This is a genomic window from Burkholderia sp. PvR073, from assembly GCF_054055695.1.
This window is the reverse complement of the sequence record NZ_JBSRXO010000004.1, coordinates 117,925-138,280: the sequence shown is the minus strand read 5'-3', so window position 1 is coordinate 138,280 and position 20,356 is coordinate 117,925. Positions and strand designations below refer to the sequence as shown.

Annotated in this window: 16 protein-coding genes; 8 read left to right on the top strand and 8 right to left on the bottom strand. The window is 65.8% G+C overall.

What is annotated here, in order from left to right:
- Positions 1–9 precede the first annotated feature (9 nt).
- Both clpA and clpS read right to left on the bottom strand, forming a co-directional pair.
- Positions 10–2,310 carry an ATP-dependent Clp protease ATP-binding subunit ClpA gene (clpA, locus tag ACVK00_RS14950; protein ID WP_006760023.1) on the bottom strand — a complete coding sequence of 767 codons (2,301 nt, stop codon included), beginning with the start codon at positions 2,308–2,310 and terminating at the stop codon, positions 10–12.
- Positions 2,307–2,621, bottom strand: a complete 315-nt coding sequence (gene clpS / locus ACVK00_RS14945) for an ATP-dependent Clp protease adapter ClpS (protein ID WP_006398529.1) — start codon at positions 2,619–2,621, stop codon at positions 2,307–2,309. The genes clpA and clpS overlap by 4 nt, the downstream gene beginning before the upstream one ends.
- A gap of 548 nt (positions 2,622–3,169) precedes the next feature.
- Here clpS and ACVK00_RS14940 point away from each other — a divergent pair.
- Positions 3,170–3,373, top strand: a complete 204-nt coding sequence (locus ACVK00_RS14940; RefSeq protein WP_004196460.1) for a cold-shock protein — start codon at positions 3,170–3,172, stop codon at positions 3,371–3,373.
- A 177-nt stretch (positions 3,374–3,550) separates the two neighbouring features.
- Here ACVK00_RS14940 and ACVK00_RS14935 read toward each other — a convergent pair whose 3' ends face one another.
- On the bottom strand, positions 3,551–5,158 hold the full coding sequence (locus ACVK00_RS14935) for a multicopper oxidase family protein (RefSeq protein WP_284897373.1): 1,608 nt from the start codon (positions 5,156–5,158) through the stop codon (positions 3,551–3,553).
- A 659-nt stretch (positions 5,159–5,817) separates the two neighbouring features.
- On the opposite strand from ACVK00_RS14935, the gene ACVK00_RS14930 reads away from it, so the two are divergent.
- Positions 5,818–6,042, top strand: coding sequence for a hypothetical protein (locus ACVK00_RS14930; RefSeq protein WP_006754596.1), 225 nt, complete (start codon positions 5,818–5,820; stop codon positions 6,040–6,042).
- Positions 6,043–6,177: 135 nt separating this feature from the next.
- On the opposite strand, the gene ACVK00_RS14925 is transcribed toward ACVK00_RS14930, so the two are convergent.
- Both ACVK00_RS14925 and icd read right to left on the bottom strand, forming a co-directional pair.
- Positions 6,178–8,406 (bottom strand): NADP-dependent isocitrate dehydrogenase, encoded by a 2,229-nt coding sequence (locus ACVK00_RS14925; protein WP_354122852.1) that lies wholly within the window; start codon positions 8,404–8,406, stop codon positions 6,178–6,180.
- Positions 8,407–8,688: 282 nt separating this feature from the next.
- Positions 8,689–9,945 carry an NADP-dependent isocitrate dehydrogenase gene (gene icd, locus ACVK00_RS14920; RefSeq protein WP_284897378.1) on the bottom strand — a complete coding sequence of 419 codons (1,257 nt, stop codon included), beginning with the start codon at positions 9,943–9,945 and terminating at the stop codon, positions 8,689–8,691.
- 275 nt (positions 9,946–10,220) lie between these two features.
- On the opposite strand from icd, the gene ACVK00_RS14915 reads away from it, so the two are divergent.
- The 5 genes from ACVK00_RS14915 (at position 10,221) to ACVK00_RS14895 (ending at position 15,473) form a co-directional block, all read left to right on the top strand.
- Entirely contained in the window at positions 10,221–10,799 is a 579-nt protein-coding gene (locus ACVK00_RS14915) for a pseudouridine synthase (RefSeq protein WP_284897380.1), read from the top strand.
- Between the two features lie 290 nt (positions 10,800–11,089).
- Complete coding sequence (locus tag ACVK00_RS14910) at positions 11,090–11,302, top strand: hypothetical protein (protein ID WP_081472895.1); 213 nt, start codon at positions 11,090–11,092, stop codon at positions 11,300–11,302.
- Between the two features lie 159 nt (positions 11,303–11,461).
- A complete protein-coding gene (locus tag ACVK00_RS14905) occupies positions 11,462–11,962 on the top strand; it encodes a DUF192 domain-containing protein (protein WP_105787574.1) in 501 nt (166 codons plus the stop codon).
- Positions 11,963–12,177: 215 nt separating this feature from the next.
- Positions 12,178–14,289, top strand: a complete 2,112-nt coding sequence (gene fusA, locus ACVK00_RS14900; RefSeq protein ID WP_006754591.1) for an elongation factor G — start codon at positions 12,178–12,180, stop codon at positions 14,287–14,289.
- A gap of 173 nt (positions 14,290–14,462) precedes the next feature.
- Positions 14,463–15,473, top strand: coding sequence for a HoxN/HupN/NixA family nickel/cobalt transporter (locus ACVK00_RS14895; protein WP_284897384.1), 1,011 nt, complete (start codon positions 14,463–14,465; stop codon positions 15,471–15,473).
- A gap of 306 nt (positions 15,474–15,779) precedes the next feature.
- Here ACVK00_RS14895 and ACVK00_RS14890 read toward each other — a convergent pair whose 3' ends face one another.
- Both ACVK00_RS14890 and ACVK00_RS14885 read right to left on the bottom strand, forming a co-directional pair.
- A complete protein-coding gene (locus ACVK00_RS14890; protein ID WP_435521208.1) occupies positions 15,780–17,105 on the bottom strand; it encodes a hypothetical protein in 1,326 nt (441 codons plus the stop codon).
- Positions 17,106–17,140: 35 nt separating this feature from the next.
- The gene (locus ACVK00_RS14885) at positions 17,141–17,986 is read right to left on the bottom strand and encodes an aldo/keto reductase (protein ID WP_284897387.1); all 846 of its coding nucleotides are present in this window, start codon (positions 17,984–17,986) and stop codon (positions 17,141–17,143) included.
- A gap of 167 nt (positions 17,987–18,153) precedes the next feature.
- On the opposite strand from ACVK00_RS14885, the gene ACVK00_RS14880 reads away from it, so the two are divergent.
- Entirely contained in the window at positions 18,154–18,900 is a 747-nt protein-coding gene (locus ACVK00_RS14880) for a GntR family transcriptional regulator (RefSeq protein ID WP_166726619.1), read from the top strand.
- Between the two features lie 21 nt (positions 18,901–18,921).
- On the opposite strand, the gene ACVK00_RS14875 is transcribed toward ACVK00_RS14880, so the two are convergent.
- Positions 18,922–20,313: a CoA transferase gene (locus ACVK00_RS14875; protein ID WP_284897391.1), complete on the bottom strand. Its 1,392-nt coding sequence runs from the start codon at positions 20,311–20,313 to the stop codon at positions 18,922–18,924.
- Positions 20,314–20,356: the final 43 nt, after the last annotated feature.

The following is a 20,356-nucleotide window of genomic DNA, read 5'->3' as shown; positions in this document are numbered from 1 at the left end:
AATTATCGCTTACTCGACTTCGACCGTCTCTTCGTTCGGCTTGTGCGGCGGATTCGCCAGCTTGTCGAACGACAACTGAACCTTGTCGCTTTCGTCGACGTCGACCGTCACGTGCCCACCGTTGACGAGCTTGCCGAACAGCAGTTCGTCGGCCAGCGCACGACGGATCGTGTCCTGGATCAGCCGCTGCATCGGCCGCGCGCCCATCAACGGGTCGAAGCCGTGCTTCGCGAGATGCTTGCGCAACGCGTCGGTGAACAGCGCGTCGACCTTCTTCTCGTGCAGCTGCTCCTCGAGCTGGATCAGGAACTTGTCGACCACGCGCATGATGATTTCCTCATCGAGCGAGCGGAAGCTGATGATCGAATCCAGGCGGTTGCGGAACTCCGGCGTGAACAGACGCTTGATGTCGGTCATCTCGTCGCCCGTCTCGCGGCGCGTCGTGAAACCGATCGTCGCCTTCTGCATCGACTCGGCGCCCGCGTTCGTCGTCATGATGATGATGACGTTGCGGAAATCCGCCTTGCGGCCGTTGTTGTCCGTCAGCGTGCCGTGGTCCATCACCTGCAGCAGCACGTTGAAGATGTCCGGATGCGCCTTCTCGATTTCGTCGAGCAACAGCACGCAATGCGGCTTCTTCGTGACGGCTTCGGTCAGCAGGCCGCCCTGGTCGAACCCGACGTAGCCCGGCGGCGCGCCGATCAGGCGGCTCACCGCGTGACGCTCCATGTATTCCGACATGTCGAAGCGGATCAGCTCGATGCCGAGCGTGAACGCGAGCTGGCGCGCCACTTCGGTCTTGCCGACGCCCGTCGGGCCGGAGAACAGGAACGAGCCGATCGGCTTGTCCATCTTGCCGAGGCCCGCGCGCGCCATCTTGATCGATGCGGCGAGCGCGTCGATCGCCGGATCCTGGCCGAACACGACGCTCTTCAGGTCGCGATCGAGCGTCTGCAGCTTGCTGCGATCGTCCTGCGACACGCTTTGCGCCGGCACGCGCGCGATCTTCGAGATGATTTCCTCGATCTCGCTCTTGCCGATCGTCTTCTTCTGCTTCGACTTCGGCAGGATGCGCTGCGCGGCGCCCGCTTCGTCGATCACGTCGATCGCCTTGTCCGGCAGGTGCCGGTCGGTGATGAAGCGCGCCGACAGTTCGGCCGCGGCCGACAGTGCGCCCGACGAGTACTTGACGCCGTGATGCTCCTCGAAGCGCGACTTCAGCCCGCGCAGGATCGCGACCGTCTGCTCGACGGTCGGCTCCGTCACGTCGACCTTCTGGAAGCGCCGCGACAGCGCCGCATCCTTCTCGAAGATGCCGCGATACTCGGTGAACGTGGTCGCGCCGATGCACTTGAGCGTGCCCGACGACAACGCCGGCTTCAGCAGGTTCGACGCGTCGAGCGTGCCGCCCGATGCGGCGCCCGCGCCGATCAGCGTGTGGATCTCGTCGATGAACAGGATCGCGTGCGGACGCTCTTTCAGCTCCTTCAGCACCGTCTTCAGACGTTGCTCGAAGTCGCCGCGATACTTGGTGCCCGCGAGGAGCGCGCCCATGTCGAGCGAATACACCTGTGCGTTCGCCAGGATGTCCGGCACTTCGCCGCGCGTGATGCGATAGGCGAGCCCTTCCGCGATCGCGGTCTTGCCCACGCCCGCTTCGCCCACGAGCAGCGGATTGTTCTTGCGGCGGCGGCACAGCACCTGCACGACACGCTCGACCTCCGGCTCGCGGCCGATCAGCGGATCGATGCGGCCGTCCTTCGCCATCTGGTTCAGGTTCTGCGTGAACTGCGCGAGCGGCGTTTCCTTCTGCGCGTTCGCGTCTTCGCTTTCCGCGTTCGCGTCGGTCGACTTCGCGGCTTCGCCGCCGTTCGTCTTCGCGATGCCGTGCGAAATGAAGTTCACGACGTCCAGGCGCGTGACGCCCTGCTGCTGCAGGTAATAGACGGCGTGCGAATCCTTCTCGCCGAAGATCGCGACCAGCACGTTCGCGCCGGTGACTTCCTTCTTGCCGTTCGACGTCGACTGGACGTGCATGATCGCGCGCTGGATCACGCGCTGGAACCCAAGCGTCGGCTGGGTATCGACATCGTCGGTACCCGGGACGGTCGGTGTGTTGTCGTGGATGAAATTGCGCAGGTTCTGACGCAAGTCCTCAATGTTGGCCGCACACGCGCGCAACACCTCGGCTGCCGTCGGATTATCCAGCAGAGCCAGCAGCAGATGCTCGACCGTAATGAACTCATGGCGCGCCTGGCGTGCTTCCATGAACGCCATGTGCAGGCTGACTTCCAATTCCTGGGCAATCATGCTTCCTCCATCACGCACTGCAGCGGATGCCCGGCCTGCCGCGCATGGGTAACGACTTGCTCAACCTTGGTCGACGCGATGTCCCGCGTATAGACCCCACATACCCCTCGCCCTTCGCGATGGACCTTCAGCATGATCTGCGTGGCCGTCTCGCGATCCTTCTTGAAATACTCCTGTACGACCATCACGACGAACTCCATCGGCGTGAAGTCGTCGTTCAGCAGCACCACCTTGTACATCGAAGGCGGCTTGAGCTTCTGCTGCTTGCGTTCCAGGACGGTACTGTCCTGCTTGTCCGGGATAATCGCCATACACCCATTCTAAACAACTCGGACAGGCCCGCAATCCTGCCATTACCCGACCGACCGGCCGGCGCCCTCCCTGGTTCCCGACGACATGCGATCGTCTTCGCGCCATACGAAAGCCGGCTGCGGTGCCGGCTTTCACGCGTGGCGCGGAACACGAACCGTCAGGGGGAGACTGCACCGGACCGTCGCATCCGCATCCAGTATCCCACAAGCCGGGCCGACTCGATCGCGTGTCACTCGAGCCTGGTATATGAGCCGATTATGCGACTTTTCAAGTCCGCGCGCTCGGCGGCATGCTGCGAAGCAAAGCCGGAAAAACCCTGAAAATGGGTTCTTTACAACGGCCCTCTAACCGTCTAAAAATTCCACTTGACACTCAAATAAAGAGCGCCAACAATCAAGCTGGCACTTTTTTCAATTTGCCAGTTGGCGAAATGAAAGAGGCCGAAGGTGAGCTTGTGAGGGGGGAACGGCTGTATTTTCCGGTCGTTTAGCTTTTCGAGCGTGCTCGTGGTAAGTAGCAGCGACTGTGTGACAGGGGAAGTAGGAAAATGGCAACTGGTATCGTTAAGTGGTTCAACGACGCGAAGGGCTTCGGTTTCATCACCCCCGACGAGGGCGGTGAGGATCTGTTTGCGCACTTCTCGGCCATCAACATGCAGGGCTTCAAGACCCTGAAGGAAGGCCAGAAGGTGAGCTTCGAGGTCGTTCAAGGGCCGAAGGGCAAGCAAGCGTCGAACATCCAGGCCGCGTAAGGCACCGGATATTGGACGAAGAAACCCGGCATTGCGCCGGGTTTCTTTTTTTCAGGCCGGCCATTCGTTAATTCGATTGGCCGGCCTTTTCGTTCAATCCGGATTATTGAACACGTATTGTCTTGTTGCACATGCAGATCGAATGCCGTCATACATGTGAAACATAATCGATACGCGTTACACGACCTTCAGCGTGCCCATCATGCCGAGATCCTCGTGTTCGAGAATATGGCAGTGGAACATGCGCTCGCCGGGCATGTCTTGCGTAACGAGAATCGTCACGGTCTCGCCGCTGCGCACGTTCACGGTATCGCGCCACGCGCGGAACGGTTCGCTCGTGCGCGTGCCGTCCGATGCACGCTCGATCACCTGGAATTGCGTGCCGTGCAAATGGAACGGGTGATCCATGTCGGTGGCATTGCGGATCGTCCAGCGCTCGATGTCGCCGCGGCGGCTCGTCAACGTCGCGCGATGCGGTGCATAGGTCGCGCCGTTGATCGTGAAGCGCATCCCGGCCGGGCGGCCATGCATCGGGCCGTTCATCATCGCGTCCATGTCCATCTCTTCGCCGAACGCGACCTCCTTGTGCGCGACCGGCTCGCCGAGCGCCGGCACCGCGCGCAGCGTCGCGGGCAGCGCACGGGCGGCGGCCGGTGCGAACGCGACGTCGGCCAGCGGCAGCGCCGGATCGGGCGGCAGGCTACCGTGGCCGTCGTCGTGGGACATCGCCATCTTGCGGCGGTCGTATTCGGCCGCCTGCAGCACGGCGCGTGACGCGCGCTCGCCGGCGCGCACCAGCAGTTCCGCGCGCTCGCCCGGCGCGAGCAGCAGCGACGTCACGCGGCGCGGCGCATCGAAGAGCCCGCCGTCCGTGCCCGCATGCTCGAACGCGCGGCCGTCGTCGAACGCCACGCGCAGGTAGCGCGCGCTGCACGCGTTCCACACGCGCCAGCGCTCGTCACTCGCGACGTCGATCCGCGGCCGGCGCGCACCGTTGACCAGCACGAACTGACCTTCGCGGCCGTTCATCCAGTCCATCATGTCGTTCGGCGCAATCGTGCCGTCGCGCGCGAGCTTCAGGTCGGACACGAACAGGTTGCGCTCGGGCCAGCCGGCGAGCGGATCGTCGGCGGCGCGCACGACGAACGGGCCGGCCAGCCCGCGGAACACCTGCTCAGCGGTCATCATGTGCGGATGCGGGTGATACCAGTAGGTGCCGGCACTGCCCTTCGGCAGCGTGAAGCGGTACACGTGCGACGCACCCGGCGCGACGGGGTCGGACGGGTTGCCGTCCTGGTCGGGTGGCACCGGCAGGCCATGCCAGTGGATCGTCGACGGTTGCGGCAGCTTGTTCACGAAGCGGATTTCGACCGTATCGCCCTCGCGTACGTCGATCAGCGGGCCGACCACCGGCCCCTGCATGCCCGTGCCGAACTGCCAGAACGTCGTCGGACGCGCCCCGTGCAGCAGCGGACGCGCGACCGGCTGCGCGACCAGCGTCGCGCGGAACGTGCCGGGCTCGCGGCTTTCGTTCGCGAGCGTGCGCAGCGACGCGAGCGGCGCGCCGGCCGGCAGCGCATCGGCCGCCGCGAGCGCGGCCGGCGCCGGCTTCGCGTGCTGCGTGTGGCCCGCCATCCCTGACATGCCCGACATGCCGGGCATGTCATCCATCTGATCCATGCCGGCCATGCCCGCGTGTGCGGCATGCTGCGCCCAGGCGGTGCGCGCAAACAGCGATGCGGCCGCAACGCCGATGGCATGCGACAGGAAGGTTCTCCGTATCATCAATCATTCCTCGTTATTCGTGCTGCGTCGCGCGGCCGTCGCGACACCCGCGCCGGCCGGTGCGCAAGCGCCCACGCGCGACGCGAAACCTGATGCCCGCGTCATCATAACCGCGGGCCGTGGCCGAAGCAGCGCGGCACCGCGCAAGCGGCGATACGCCGCAGTGCACTGCCGGGCCCGACGGCCCGGGCGCCGTTCGCGCGGCGTTTTCAACCATCGCCCGACGCCGCGACGCCCTACCACATTCATACCGGCCGCCTGGTCGACGGCATTCGCTCCTGGCGTTCGCCCCGCCCGATCAGGGCAATTCGCACCCCCGTTCATCCCGCCAGCGGCACGCCACACACCTTCGATGCACGGATCCGTTGATTTTTCACGATGCGGAACAAGTCTCTGCGTTATAAAAATTCGTGGTGCACGGCACAAATTCGCTGTTTCGCGATGCCAAAAATCGTTCCGCAATACAAAACGCTCGAAATAACCCAATGTTTTTAAATGGGAATTTTTGTTTCGAGCAAGCGTTCTACGCGCACCATCGATCGCGACCATGGACGTAGACTGGGTTCCATGCACCGACGCTTCGCCACGACGTTCGATACGAAAAGCCAACCGGCGGGCGGCACAACAGAATCGCTTGTAATCAGAAAGGGAGAACGGAAATGAAGGGATTTCGCTTTGGTTCAGCGCTCGGGTCGTTCTACATCCTGCCGGGTAACGGCGGCTGGGAAGCGACGTTCGGCAACGCTCTGCTCGGCGCGTTCTCGTGCCCGGAAGTCGCCGCCGACCACATCTCCCGCGGCGACTGCGAGCAACCGTCCGAACTGGATACGGCCACGCTCGAAGTGCCGCCCGAAATCAGCGAATGGGAAATCGTGCACGTCTGAATGGCACGCCTGCAACGAAAAACGCCCCGGGCGACCGGGGCGTTTTTATTGTCGGCGCAGCGGCGAGCCGTGAGGCCCGCCGCGTCGGCGGCTGCCGTTGCCGTTGCCGTGGCGCGCGCGTTGGCGCGGCCGACGTCAGGCGACTGCGTCGACGATGGCGTTCAGCGTTGCGCTCGGACGCATCGCCTGGCTCGTCAGCTCGACGTTCGGACGGTAGTAGCCGCCGATCGCCTGCGCGGTGCCCTGCGCGGCCGACAGTTCTTCCAGGATGCGCGCTTCGCTGTCGGACAGCGCCTTCGCGACGCCTTCGAACTGCGCCTTCAGCGCGGCATCGTCGGTCTGCTCGGCCAGCGCCTGCGCCCAGTACAGGCACAGGTAGAAGTGGCTGCCGCGGTTGTCGAGGCCGCCGACCTTGCGTGCAGGCGACTTGTTCTCGTCCAGGAACTTGCCGGTCGCCTGGTCGAGCGTCTTCGCGAGCACGAGGGCCTTCGGGTTCTGGTAAGCGTGGCCGAGGTGTTCGAGCGACGCGGCCAGCGCGAGGAATTCGCCCAGCGAATCCCAGCGCAGGAAGCCTTCCTCGACGAACTGCTGCACGTGCTTCGGTGCCGAGCCGCCCGCGCCCGTTTCGAACATCCCGCCGCCGGCCATCAGCGGCACGATCGACAGCATCTTCGCGCTCGTGCCGAGTTCCATGATCGGGAACAGGTCGGTCAGGTAGTCGCGCAGCACGTTGCCCGTGACCGAGATCGTGTCCTTGCCCGCACGGATGCGCTCGAGCGAGAAACGCGTCGCGTCCACCGGCGTCATGATGCGGATGTCGAGGCCGTTCGTGTCGTGATCCTTCAGGTAGCGTTCGACCTTCGCGATGATCTGCGCGTCGTGTGCACGTGCCGGATCGAGCCAGAACACGGCCGGCGCGCCGGTCGCGCGGGCACGGTTCACCGCGAGCTTGACCCAGTCCTGCACCGGTGCGTCCTTCGTCTGGCACATGCGCCAGATGTCGCCCGACTCGACCGCGTGCTCGAGCAGCACGTTGCCGGCTTCGTCCGTGACGCGCACGACGCCATCGGCCGGGATCAGGAACGTCTTGTCGTGCGAACCGTATTCCTCTGCCGCCTGCGCCATCAGGCCGACGTTCGGCACGCTGCCCATCGTGACCGGGTCGAATGCGCCGTGCTGCTTGCAGTCTTCGATCACGGCCTGGTAGACGCCCGCGTAGCAGCGGTCCGGAATCACGGCCTTCGCGTCGGACAGTTCGCCGTCCGGGCCCCACATGCCGCCCGAGTCGCGGATCATCGCCGGCATCGATGCGTCGACGATCACGTCGCTCGGCACGTGCAGGTTCGTGATGCCCTTGTCCGAGTTGACCATCGCGAGACGCGGGCGCACCGCGTACTCAGCCTTGACGTCGGCTTCGATCACTTCGCGCGTGTCGGCCGGCAGGTCCTTCAGGCGCGCGTACAGGTCGCCGATCCCGTTGTTCGGGTTGAAACCGAGTTGCGCGAGCACGTCCGCGTGCTTCGCGAGCGCGTCGCTGTAGAACACCGACACGAAGTGACCGAACAGGATCGGGTCCGAGACCTTCATCATGGTCGCCTTCAGGTGCACCGAGAACAGCACGTCCTGCGCCTTCGCGTCGGCGATCTGCGCTTCGATGAAGCTGCGCAGCGCCTTGCGGCTCATCACCGATGCGTCGATGATTTCATCGGCCTTCACCGCCGTCTTTTCCTTCAGCACCTTCTTCACGCCGTCGGTCGTCGTGAGTTCGATCTTCACGCTGCCGGCCGCGGCGATCAGCGCCGACTTTTCGCTGCCGTAGAAGTCGCCTTCGCTCATGTGCGCAACGTGCGCCTTCGACGTGGCCTTCCATGCGCCCATCTTGTGCGGGTGCTTGCGTGCGTAGTTCTTCACCGACAGCGGCGCGCGGCGATCCGAGTTGCCCTCGCGCAGCACCGGGTTCACCGCGCTGCCCTTGATCTTGTCGTAGCGGGCCTTGACCGCCTTCTCTTCGTCGGTCGACGGATCTTCCGGATACGCCGGCAGCGTGTAGCCCTGCGCCTGCAGTTCCGCGATCGCGGCCTTGAGCTGCGGCACCGATGCGCTGATGTTCGGCAGCTTGATGATGTTCGCTTCCGGCTTCAGCGTGAGCTGGCCCAGTTCGGCCAGATCGTCGGAACCCTTCTGCTCCGGCGGCAGGACGTCGGCGAATGCCGCGATGATACGGCCGGCGAGCGAGATGTCGCGCGTTTCGACGGCGACGCCGGACGAGCGCGTGAAGGCCTTGACGATCGGCAGCAGCGAATAGGTCGCGAGCGCGGGCGCTTCGTCGGTGAGGGTGTAGATGATCTTGGGCGAAGTGGACATGGTGGTCAAAGCATTGCTACGTGAATGTTGGACTGAGAAGCGCCGGCGGTAACCGGCGGGGAGCGACCGGGTGGGTCGCGAAAGGGGCGCGCCGGCTCAGCCGGGCGGTGGTGTTGCGAGGGCCGTCATGTTCTACCTTGCAGGGCATGCGGGCCGCATCGCGGCGCCGCGGCCCGCACGCCGGACCGCCCTGCCAACAAACCTGCCATCCACGAAACGCTCCGGCGCCGGCAGTAGGCGCCGGAGCGGCCGGCGATCCGCCGGCCCACCCCGGAAGGGGTCTTACATGTTCTCGATCAGCACTTCGCCGAAGCCGGAGCACGACACCTGCGTCGCGCCTTCCATCAGGCGCGCGAAGTCGTACGTGACGCGCTTCTGCAGGATCGACTTTTCCATCGCGGCGATGATCGTGTCGGCCGCTTCCGTCCAGCCGAGGTGGCGCAGCATCATTTCCGCCGACAGGATCTCGGAACCGGGGTTCACGTAATCCTTGCCCGCATACTTCGGCGCCGTGCCGTGCGTCGCCTCGAACATCGCGACCGAATCCGACAGGTTCGCGCCCGGCGCGATCCCGATGCCGCCGACCTGCGCGGCCAGTGCGTCGGAGATGTAGTCGCCGTTCAGGTTCAGCGTCGCGATCACGTCGTATTCGGCCGGACGCAGCAGGATCTGCTGCAGGAACGCGTCGGCGATCGAATCCTTGATGACGATCTCGTTGCCCGTCCTCGGGTTCTTCACGCGCATCCACGGGCCGCCGTCGATCAGCTCGCCGCCGAATTCCTTCTGCGCGAGCGCGTAGCCGGCGTCACGGAACAGGCCTTCCGTGAACTTCATGATGTTGCCCTTGTGCACCAGCGTGACCGACTTGCGATCGTTGTCGATCGCGTACTGGATTGCCTTGCGCACGAGACGCTCGGTGCCTTCGGTCGACACGGGCTTGACGCCGATCCCCGAGGTTTCCGGGAAGCGAATCTTCTTCACGCCCATCTCGTCCTGCAGGAACTTGATCACCTTCTTCGCCTGCTCGGAGCCCGCGGCCCATTCGATGCCCGCGTAGATGTCTTCCGAGTTCTCGCGGAAGATCACCATGTCGATCTTTTGCGGCTCGCGCACCGGCGAGGGCACGCCCTTGAAATACTGGACCGGGCGCAGGCACACATACAGATCGAGTTCCTGGCGCAGCGCGACGTTCAGCGAACGGATGCCGCCGCCGACCGGGGTCGTGAGCGGCCCCTTGATCGACACCACGTATTCCTTCAGCACCTGCAGCGTTTCGTCCGGCAGCCACACGTCCGGACCGTACACCTTCGTCGCCTTCTCGCCCGCGAAGATCTCCATCCAGTGGATCTTGCGCTTGCCCTTGTAGGCATGGGCGACCGCCGCGTCGACGACCTTGATCATGACCGGCGTGATATCGAAGCCCGTACCGTCGCCTTCGATATAGGGAATGATCGGCTGATCGGATACGTTGAGCGAGTAGTCCTTGTTGACGGTGATCTTGTCACCGCCCTCCGGAACCTTGATGTGCTGATACGGCATGATCGACTCCAGTGACGTGGCTGAGCAGGTATTGCTGGTCGAAACTGCGCGCGTGGCGAGGTGGCCTTGCCACCTTCGTGACGGCAACAGCGAGCCGCTATTCTAGCGCCCCAATCGGGGCCGGCGGCACGAAGCGCGACGCTGCGTATCAAGTCTTCCCTTATGTCTTATATAAGACAGATGACTTGCCGTTCCGTATTATGCATTAAGATTCCGCCATTTGCCATAGACCGCCGGTCCCGCCTTCCCGCGGCACGCCGCGCGGGCGCCCCGCCATGACCCTGATCGCCCTCAACAAGCCGTTCGGCACGATTTGCCAGTTTTCCGCGCACGAGACGCGGCCGTCGCTCGGCGACTGGGTAAAAACGCCCGGCGTCTACCCGGCTGGCCGGCTCGACGCGGACAGCGAGGGCCTGCTGCTGCTCACCGACGACGGCGCGCTGCAGGCGCGCATCGCGGAGCCGCGTCACAAGCTCGTCAAGCGCTACTGGGCGCAGGTCGACGGCGCGCCGGGCCCGGCCGACCTGAAGACGCTCGCGCGCGGCGTCGATCTCGGCGACTACGTGACGCGCCCGTGCCGCGCCGAATTCATCGAGCCGCCCGCCGCGCTGTGGCCGCGCAACCCGCCGATCCGCTACCGCGCCGCGATCCCGACCACGTGGATCGAACTGGCGATCACCGAAGGCAAGAATCGGCAGGTGCGCCGGATGACGGCCGCGATCGGCTTCCCGACGTTGCGTCTCGTGCGCGTCGGCATTGGCGCGCTGGACATATTTGCGCTCGGCATTGCACCGGGCGAAACAATCGCGCTGCCGCCACGCGCCCCGTGGGACGGTTTTGCACGCGGCGCATGAGCGCGTCGGCAACTTTCGATTTTTTTCGTCATCTTTTTCGTCAACCGCCGGCGAAGATCGCGCGTTAAACCACGCAGATGCCATCCTGAGCTATCCGGCATTGGCAGCCGAACCGGTATTTCCGTGTTTGCGTCACGAAAGCGACGTTTTCTTCGAATACGATTCGGCGCCCGCAGCGCAATGAGAAATTTCTCGAAGCGTCTGTCAACCGAAAGGTGGATGGCACCGTTAGACGACATGACTCCTATGCCGGGTCATTTGGTTAATTAACTAAAGCTGAGGAACACAACATGAACAAACTGATCGCCGCTCTGGTCGCTGGTCTCTTCGCAACGGCTGCTTTCGCACAAGCTTCGGCTCCGGAAGCTGCTTCGGCTGCTGCTCCGGCAGCTGCTTCGGCACCGGCAAAGAAGGCCCACGCCAAGAAGCATCACGCTAAGAAGCACCACGCAGCGAAGAAGGCTGCTAGCGAAGCCGAAGCCCCGGCAGCTGCTTCGAACTAAGCAAGCTGGTTGTAATAACGCAGTCAAGAACACGCAGTCTTGCCGTTCTTACGGCGTTGAAAGGCAGATCACCGCGAGGCGATCTGCCTTTTTCTTTTTGTGCCCGCCGGCGCGCTTCGCGTACCATGCGGGTCTCGTTTTCCCGATAGGAGCCTTGCTGTGCGATTCTCCCTGCGCTCGTCGCTCGGCCGCCTTGCGCGCGCCGCCGTGTTTCCCGCCGCGCTCGCCGTCCTCGCACTCGGCGTGCACACCGCCCACGCGCAGATGCCGCCCGGCGCCAAGCAGCCGAGCGAGTTCCCGCACGTGAAGCTGCGCGCCGGCATGTACGTGATCGACGCGGCCGTCGCCGCGAACGACGCCGACCGCGAACAGGGGCTGATGTATCGGTCGCAGCTCGCTCCGAACGAAGGCATGCTGTTCGTGTTCAACGAGAACGCCGTGCACTGCTTCTGGATGAAGAACACACTGATCCCGCTGTCGATCGCGTTCATCCGCGCGGACGGCACGATCACCGACATCGACGAGATGCGGGCCGAGACGACCGACAATCACTGCCCGCGCAACAACGGCGTCTATGCGCTCGAAATGAGCAAGGGCTGGTTCGCCGCGAAGGGCATCAAGCCGGGCATGAAGCTCGACGGGTTGCCCAAGCCCCAGTAACGGCGAATGCCGCGGCGGCGCCGCGCATCGACCGAAGCCGGCCGCCCGTTGCGCGCCGGCTTTTTTTTCGCGTGCCGGCGGCGCCCGCCTTGATTCGGCAAACGCTGGCCGCATCTGCAAAAGCCACGGACAAGCGCTATCCTTTAAATCTCGCTTGTTCCAATCCGGACCGGCCCAGCCGGCCCGCTTACGATCCGAACCACCAGGAGGTTCACGTGCCCCGCAAAACCCCCATCGAGCGCTATCGCAACATCGGGATCAGCGCTCACATCGATGCCGGCAAGACCACCACGACCGAGCGCATCCTGTTTTACACCGGCGTGAGCCACAAGATCGGCGAAGTGCACGACGGCGCGGCCACGATGGACTGGATGGAGCAGGAGCAGGAACGCGGCATCACGATCACGTCGGCCGCGACCACGGCCTTCTGGAAGGGCATGGCCGGCAACTATCCGGAACATCGGATCAACATCATCGATACCCCCGGGCACGTCGACTTCACGATCGAGGTCGAACGCTCGATGCGCGTGCTCGACGGCGCGTGCATGGTCTACGACTCGGTCGGCGGCGTGCAGCCGCAGTCCGAAACCGTGTGGCGCCAGGCGAACAAGTACAAGGTGCCGCGCATCGCGTTCGTCAACAAGATGGACCGCGTCGGCGCGGACTTCTTCCGCGTGCAGCGCCAGATCGGCGAGCGCCTGAAGGGCGTCGCGGTGCCGATCCAGATTCCGATCGGCGCGGAAGATCATTTCCAGGGCGTCGTCGATCTCGTCAAGATGAAGGCGATCGTGTGGGACGACGAAAGCCAGGGCGTGAAGTTCTCCTACGAGGAGATCCCGGCGAATCTCGTCGAGCTCGCGCACGAATGGCGCGGGAAGATGGTCGAGGCCGCCGCGGAAGCCAGCGAGGAATTGCTCGAGAAGTACCTGCACGACCATGAGTCGCTGACCGAGGACGAGATCAAGGCCGCGCTGCGCCAGCGCACGATCGCGAACGAGATCGTGCCGATGCTGTGCGGCAGCGCGTTCAAGAACAAGGGTGTGCAGGCGATGCTCGACGCGGTGATCGACTACCTGCCGTCGCCGGTCGACGTGCCGGCCATCCTCGGCCACGACTACGCCGATCCGGAAAAACCGGCGGAACGCCACCCGAGCGACGACGAGCCGTTCTCGTCGCTCGCGTTCAAGATCATGACCGATCCGTTCGTCGGCCAGCTGATCTTCTTCCGCGTGTATTCGGGTGTCGTGGAATCGGGCGACACGGTGCTGAACGCGACGAAGGACAAGAAGGAGCGGCTCGGCCGGATCCTGCAGATGCACGCGAACGAGCGCAAGGAAATCAAGGAAGTGCGCGCCGGCGACATCGCGGCGGCGGTCGGCCTGAAGGAAGCGACGACGGGCGACACGCTGTGCGATCCGACCAAGCCGATCATCCTCGAGAAGATGGAATTCCCGGAGCCGGTGATCTCGCAGGCCGTCGAGCCGAAGACGAAGGCCGACCAGGAGAAGATGGGCCTGGCGCTGAACCGTCTCGCGCAGGAGGATCCGTCGTTCCGCGTGCAGACCGACGAGGAGTCCGGCCAGACCATCATCTCGGGGATGGGCGAGCTGCACCTCGAAATCCTGGTCGACCGGATGAAGCGCGAGTTCGGCGTCGAGGCGACGGTCGGCAAGCCGCAGGTCGCGTATCGCGAAACGGTGCGCACGACAGCGTCCGACGTCGAAGGCAAGTTCGTCAAGCAGTCGGGCGGGCGCGGCCAGTACGGGCATGCGGTGATCACGCTCGAGCCGAACCCCGGCAAGGGCTACGAGTTCCTCGACGAGATCAAGGGCGGCGTGATTCCGCGCGAATTCATCCCGGCCGTCGACAAGGGCATCACCGAAACGCTGAAGAGCGGCGTGCTCGCCGGGTATCCGGTCGTCGACGTGAAGGTGCACCTGACGTTCGGCTCGTACCACGACGTCGACTCGAACGAAAACGCGTTCCGGATGGCCGGCTCGATGGCGTTCAAGGAAGCGATGCGCCGCGCGAAGCCCGTGCTGCTCGAGCCGATGATGGCCGTCGAGGTCGAGACGCCCGAGGATTTCATGGGCAACGTGATGGGCGACCTGTCGAGCCGGCGCGGCATCGTGCAGGGGATGGAGGACATCGCGGGCGGTGGCGGCAAGCTGGTACGCGCCGAAGTGCCGCTTGCCGAGATGTTCGGCTATTCGACGTCGCTGCGCTCGGCAACGCAAGGCCGTGCGACGTACACGATGGAGTTCAAGCAGTACGCTGAAACGCCGGCGAACGTGTCGGAAGGCGTGATCAACGCGAAAGTGAAGTAAGCGCCGGGCGCGTGCGCCCGGTGGCAAGCCGCAGGCCCGTCCGGTTCCGGACGGGCCTTTTTTCATCCGTCGCACGCGCCGATGCGGGCGGCCGCCGACGTTTGCGATCGGCACGCCAGGCATTTTTTTCACATGTCACAATGGATCGCGATTCGTCCGACGGAACCTTCGCCATGCCGCCCACCCCTGCCCTGCGCCGCCTGTTGACGCTGTATGCGGGCCTGATCGCCGCCAACATCGCCGTCTGGCTGTGGGCGCTCGCGGTGCTGCGCGACCATCCGCTGCTGCTCGGCACCGCGGCGATCGCGTACGGGCTCGGGCTGCGTCACGCGGTCGACGCCGATCACATCGCCGCGATCGACGTCGCGACGCGCAAGCTGATGCAGGACGGCCAGCGTCCGGTGACTGTCGGCCTGTGCTTCTCGCTCGGCCACTCGACGATCGTGATTGCCGCGACACTCGGCATCGCGCTGACCGCGTTCGCGCTGCGCGACCGCTTCGACGCATTCCGCGAGATCGGCGGCACGATCGGCACGGCGGTGTCCGCGACTTTCCTGCTCGTGCTCGCATGCATGAACCTCGTGATCCTGCGCGGCGTGTGGCGGCGCTATCGCGGCGCGCCGGACCATGCTCACGGCGGCGCGCACACGCATCGGGCGGGCGGCCTCGTATCGCGGCTGCTGCGGCCGTTGTTCCGGTTCGTGTCGAAAAGCTGGCACATGTATCCGGTCGGCGTGCTGTTCGGCCTCGGTTTCGATACTGCAACAGAAATCGCGCTGCTCGCGATCGCGGCCGCGCAGGCAAGCCACGCGCTGCCGCTCTATACGGTGATGCTGTTTCCCGCGCTGTTCGCGGCGGGCATGACGCTGATCGACTCGACCGACAATGTGCTGATGATTCACGCGTACGGTTGGGCGATGGACGACCCGCAGCGCAAGCTGCTCTATAACGCGAGCATCACGCTGCTGTCCGCGGTCGTCGCGCTGGCCGTCGGCGGGATCGAGGCCGCCGGCCTGCTCGCCGACAAACTGTCGCTGACGGGCCCCGTACGCGATGCACTCGATACGCTCGGCGAGCACTTCGGCGCGATCGGCTATGGCATCGTCGCGCTGTTTCTCGTCGGCTGGATCGCGTCGATCCTGTGCCATCGCTGGCCGCGCGCTGCCGATACGACGGCGCGCTGATCTGGTCAGACGTTTCATTCCAGAAACAAAATGCTCACAACAGCGTTTCACGCGCTGTCTGCGATATGTGCACGCCTTGCGCCACGGGCATAGCCGGCCGGTGGCACGAATCTCGCAGTTAGGGATTCGCACGGCGGGCCCGCGTGCCGATCCGAGTTCGCGGCTGGCCTCCGGCGCCAGTGCGACACGCATCGGCCGCCGAAACGACATTGCATCGTTGCTGGTCCCCTGCATCACACGTTGACGGTCGCGCGTGACGAGGCATCGCGCCCATCGGGGAGATCAATGATGAGCAGAACGAAACAATTATCCCGCACGGCGGACCGGTGCTTTCACACGACCCTGCTGGCCGCGGCCGCGTTTGCATGCTGCTGCTCGTACGCCAGTGCGCAGGACGCGACGGCCGCCGCCTCGCCCGACGCGATTGCCGGCGCGGACCCCGTCATGACGCTGGTCGAGAACGCGGCACCCTGCGCTGCCAATCCGGCTGCATGCGCGGTACACGTCTATGCCGGCCGTGGCGCGGCAGGCAGCGGTGCCGGCAATACCACTGGCGGTGGCAGCCCGGGTAACGGCAGCAATGGCGGAAGCGGCGCTGTCGGTCCCGCTGGTGTCGGCGGAGCCACGGGAGCGACATCCGGCGGTATGAATGGCACGGGCCGTGGCGGCAATGCATCCGGCAACGGAGGTAACGGTAATGGGACTTCGGGTGGTGGCACTTCGGGTAACGGCACTTCGGGTGGCGGTACTTCTGGTGGTACTTCTGGCGGTGGTACTTCTGGTGGTGGTACTTCTGGTGGCGGCACTTCGGGTGGCGGCACTTCGGGTGGCGGTACCTCGGGCGGCGGTACCTCGGGTGGCGGCACTTCGGGTGGCGGTACCTCGGGTGGCGGTACCTCGGGCGGCGGTACCTCGGGCGGCGGTACCTCGGGCGGCGGCACTTCGGGTGGTCATGGTGGTCACGGCGGCGGTGGTCATGGCAACGGTGGCGGCAATGGCAATGGCAACGGCAGTGGTGGTGCCGGCAATGGTGGGGGGAATGGCGTAGGTAACGGCGGCGGCAACGGTGGCGGTCACGGCAGCGGCAACGGCGGTGGCAACGGCGGCAACGGCGGCGGTCACGGCAGCGGCAACGGTGGCGGCAATGGCGGCGGCAACGGCGGTCATGGCAACGGCGGCGGTGGCGGTGGCGGTGGCGGTGGCGGTGGCGGTGGCGGTGGCAGCGGTGGCAGCGGCGGCAGCGGTGGCAGCGGCGGCAGCGGCGGCAGCGGTGGCAGCGGTGGCAGCGGTGGCAGCGGTGGCAGCGGTGGCAGCGGTGGCAGCGGCGGCAGCGGTGGCAGCGGTGGCAGCGGTGGCAGCGGTGGCAGCGGTGGCAGCGGCAGCGGCGGTCATGGCAACGGGAATGGCAATGGCAGCGGCGGTGCCGGCAATGGCGGCGGTAGCGCTGGTGGCAACGGTGGCCAAGGTAATGGCGGCAATGGCAGCGGCAGCGGCGCCGGCGGTCATGGAACCGGTGGGCACGGCAACGGCGGCGGCAACGGTAATGGCAACGGCAATGGTGGCGCCGGCAGCGGCGGTGCCAACGGTGTCGGCAACGGCAATGGCAGCAGCGGCGGATCGGCCGGTGGCCATGGCCACTGACCGACGCATCGCCTGAGCAGGTGCCGTCAGAGCATTTCGAGCGCGCGCTTGCTGCGCGGCGGACGGAAATAACCGTCGATCTGCGCGCGCTCGTCATCGCTCAACACGAGATCGAGCGCCGCACGATTGTCGCGCACGTGCTCGATCCGCGACGCCTTCGGAATCGCGAACACACTCGGTTGCGCGAGCACCCAGGCAAGCGCGACACGCGTCACCGACACGCCGCGCTGCCGCGCGATGTCGTCGAGCGGCGAGCGCTTCGGCAGCCGCCCGTGATCGACCGGGCTGTAGGCCATCGCCGGCATCCGGTGGTCGGCGAGCCACGGCAGCAGGTCGAATTCCGGACCGCGCCGCGCGATGTTGTAGAGGATCTGGTTGGTCGCGCACGCGCCGCCGCCCGCCTCGTCGACGAGCTCGGCCATGTCGGCCGTATCGAAGTTGCTGACGCCCCAGTGCCGGATCTTGCCCGCGCGCCGCAACGCCTCGAACCCCTCGACCGTCTCCTCGAGCGGCACCGAACCGCGCCAATGCAGCAGGTACAGGTCGAGATGATCGGTACGCAAACGCTGGAGGCTCGCCTCGCATGCGGCGACGACGCCGCGCCAGCTCGCATGATGCGGGTACACCTTGCTGACGAGGAACACGTCGTCGCGCAGGCCGGCCAGCGCCTCGCCGACGAGTTCCTCGGTCGCGCCGTCACCGTACATCTCGGCGGTGTCGACCAGCGTCATCCCGAGCGCGATACCCTCGCGCAATGCGGCAATCTCGTCGGCGCGGCGCGCGGGCCGCTCGCCCATTTCCCAGGTGCCCAGGCCGAGCTTCGGAATCGTCTCGCCGTCCGGCAGGACGACCGTGGCGATCGTGTCTGTCATGCATTCCTCGCTGCGGATTCGTGGCCGCGCACAGCGGCCGAAGCATCAAATACGACGCATCAGTGTAGTCAATCGGTGCGGCGTTCACCTATTACACGGCAAAAACCGGCTATAACGGCGCCGCATGATGACTTAGAATGGCCGGCAACCTGATCGATACCCATTCCATGAAGTCACCCACGGACGACCGCTGGCAGGACCTGCGCCCCGACCCCGACCACGACACGCCGCTCTATCTGCAGCTCGCCCGCAAGCTCGGCGACGCGATCCACGACAATCGCTGGGCGGCCGGCGAGGCGCTACCGTCCGAGCGCGTGCTGTCCGAAGCGCTCGGCGTGTCGCGCATCACCGCGCGCAAGGCGATCGCGCTGCTCGTCGAGCAGGGCCTGATCCGCCGCACGCAGGGCGCCGGCAATTTCATCCAGCCGCGCTACGAGGATCCGCTGTCGCGGCTGTCGAGCTTCAGCGAGATGCTCGAGCGCCGCGGCTTCAAGCCGAGCTCGCAATGGCTCGAGCGCGAAATCCAGCCGGCGAACCGCGACGAAGTGATTCAGCTCGGCCTGTCCCCCGCCGCATCGGTCACGCGGCTGAAGCGCCTGCGCCTCGCCGACGGCATCGTGATGGCCGTCGAGAACTCGACGTTCCCCGCCACGCTGATTCCCGATCCGCAGGCGATCGGCGGTTCGCTGTACAGCTATCTCGAAGCGCGCGGCACGCCGATCGTGCGCGCGCTGCAGCATTTCCGCGCCGTCAATGCGACCGATGAGATCGCGCAACAGATGGGCATCGCGCCGCACGACGCGCTGCTGCTGATCACGCGGATCGGCTATACGGCCGACCAGCGCGCGATCGAGCTCACCGATACCTACTGCCGCAACGACTACTACGACTTCGTCGTCGAGCTGCGCAAGTAACGGGCACGGCGCCGCCGGCGCTCACAGCCAGCGCGCGTCGTCGGTGCCGAGCGGGACGGGGGGCCGAGCGAAGCGCGGCGGCGTCGCCGACAGGTGTTCGGCCGGACGCACCGCATCGATCGTGCCGAACGGCGACGCGCTCCGGTCGATCCGGTCGCGCACGTCGTCAGGCGTGAACTCCGGTGCGTGCAGACCGTCCGGCACCACGCCGAACGATTGCAGCCAGCGCCCCGTCTGCGCGAGCGACAACCGCACGTGCCAGCTTCCCCCTTCCGTCGCCCGGCGCGCGAGCGCGATCATCGCGCCGAACGCCGCCAGATAACCTGTCGCATGATCGAGCGCCTGGCACGGCAGATGGCGCGGGCCGTCCGCGTGCGCGGCGTGCTGCTCGCTCCATGCGATGCCGCTCGCCGACTGCACGAGGCTGTCGAAGCCGCGCCGCATCGACCATGGCCCCGCGTGCCCGTACGCGGATACCGACACGCAGACGATGCCGGGCCGCAGTTCCGCGAGCGCCTGCGGCGAAAACCCGCGCGCCGCGAGCGCGCCCGGGCGATAGGCCTGCAGGAATACGTCGGCGTGGCGTGCGAGATCGCGCAACGCGGCGACGCCCGCCGCCTCGCGCAGGTCGATCCACGTCGAGCGCTTGCCGCGCCCGTTGTCGATCACGAGCGACGCGATGTTCGGCAGATGCGGGCCGTTGACGAGCAGCGTTTGCGCGCCGTGCGACGCGAGCGTGCGGCCCGCGACCGGCCCCGCGATGATGCGCGTGAGATCGAGCACGCGCACGCCCGCGAGCGGCTGGTCGGGCTCGCCGCGACCGATCGCCTCGACGGGTGCATCGCCGATCCGCTCGATCTCGAACAGCGGCAGCGACGCGAGCGCGCGCGCCTGGTCGTGCGAAGCCCATTCGTCAGGGGTTCTGATCAATGCCGCGCACAGGCCGGCCTCGGCCAGCGCGGTATCGAGCGCCGTGCCGTCCCATGTGCGGATCGCCGCGGCAACGTCGTCGCGCCGCGGGCCGCAGCCGAGCACGTCGAGAATCCCGTGCAGGTGATGCGGAAAGTTCGCATGCAGCTGGATCCAGCGTCCGTCGCGCGTGTCGTAGAAGCCCGTCACCGGATGACGCGGCTCCGGCGGTGGGCCATCGTCCACGCGCAGGTAGCGTTCGCTGCGGAACGCGACGAGCGCGTCGCGCATCGACACGTCGACGCGCTGCGCGACACCCGTGCGCAGCCAGTGACATTCGGCCGCGGCGAGGCCGGCTGCCGCGATCGTCGCCGCGGCCAGCGTGCCGACGTGGAACGTCGACGGCAGCGTCGGGTCCTGCCCCGTCACGGCCGCGCGGACCAGCGCGTCAGGCGCGCCGTGCGCGAGTTGCCACAAACGGGTCAATGCGAGTTCGGGGGTCATGGTGAAAGCGCGCCGTTGAGGAGACTGAATCGAGTCTAGAATT

Bases quoted from the DNA above. Each gene is read 5' to 3' on its own strand.
- clpA (WP_006760023.1), bottom strand. From the start codon at position 2,310: ATGATTGCCCAGGAATTGGAAGTCAGCCTGCACATGGCGTTCATGGAA.
- clpS (WP_006398529.1), bottom strand. From the start codon at position 2,621: ATGGCGATTATCCCGGACAAGCAGGACAGTACCGTCCTGGAACGCAAG.
- ACVK00_RS14940 (WP_004196460.1), top strand. From the start codon at position 3,170: ATGGCAACTGGTATCGTTAAGTGGTTCAACGACGCGAAGGGCTTCGGT.
- ACVK00_RS14935 (WP_284897373.1), bottom strand. From the start codon at position 5,158: ATGATACGGAGAACCTTCCTGTCGCATGCCATCGGCGTTGCGGCCGCA.
- ACVK00_RS14930 (WP_006754596.1), top strand. From the start codon at position 5,818: ATGAAGGGATTTCGCTTTGGTTCAGCGCTCGGGTCGTTCTACATCCTG.
- ACVK00_RS14925 (WP_354122852.1), bottom strand. From the start codon at position 8,406: ATGTCCACTTCGCCCAAGATCATCTACACCCTCACCGACGAAGCGCCC.
- icd (WP_284897378.1), bottom strand. From the start codon at position 9,945: ATGCCGTATCAGCACATCAAGGTTCCGGAGGGCGGTGACAAGATCACC.
- ACVK00_RS14915 (WP_284897380.1), top strand. From the start codon at position 10,221: ATGACCCTGATCGCCCTCAACAAGCCGTTCGGCACGATTTGCCAGTTT.
- ACVK00_RS14910 (WP_081472895.1), top strand. From the start codon at position 11,090: ATGAACAAACTGATCGCCGCTCTGGTCGCTGGTCTCTTCGCAACGGCT.
- ACVK00_RS14895 (WP_284897384.1), top strand. From the start codon at position 14,463: ATGCCGCCCACCCCTGCCCTGCGCCGCCTGTTGACGCTGTATGCGGGC.
- ACVK00_RS14890 (WP_435521208.1), bottom strand. From the start codon at position 17,105: ATGGCCACCGGCCGATCCGCCGCTGCTGCCATTGCCGTTGCCGACACC.
- ACVK00_RS14885 (WP_284897387.1), bottom strand. From the start codon at position 17,986: ATGACAGACACGATCGCCACGGTCGTCCTGCCGGACGGCGAGACGATT.
- ACVK00_RS14880 (WP_166726619.1), top strand. From the start codon at position 18,154: ATGAAGTCACCCACGGACGACCGCTGGCAGGACCTGCGCCCCGACCCC.
- ACVK00_RS14875 (WP_284897391.1), bottom strand. From the start codon at position 20,313: ATGACCCCCGAACTCGCATTGACCCGTTTGTGGCAACTCGCGCACGGC.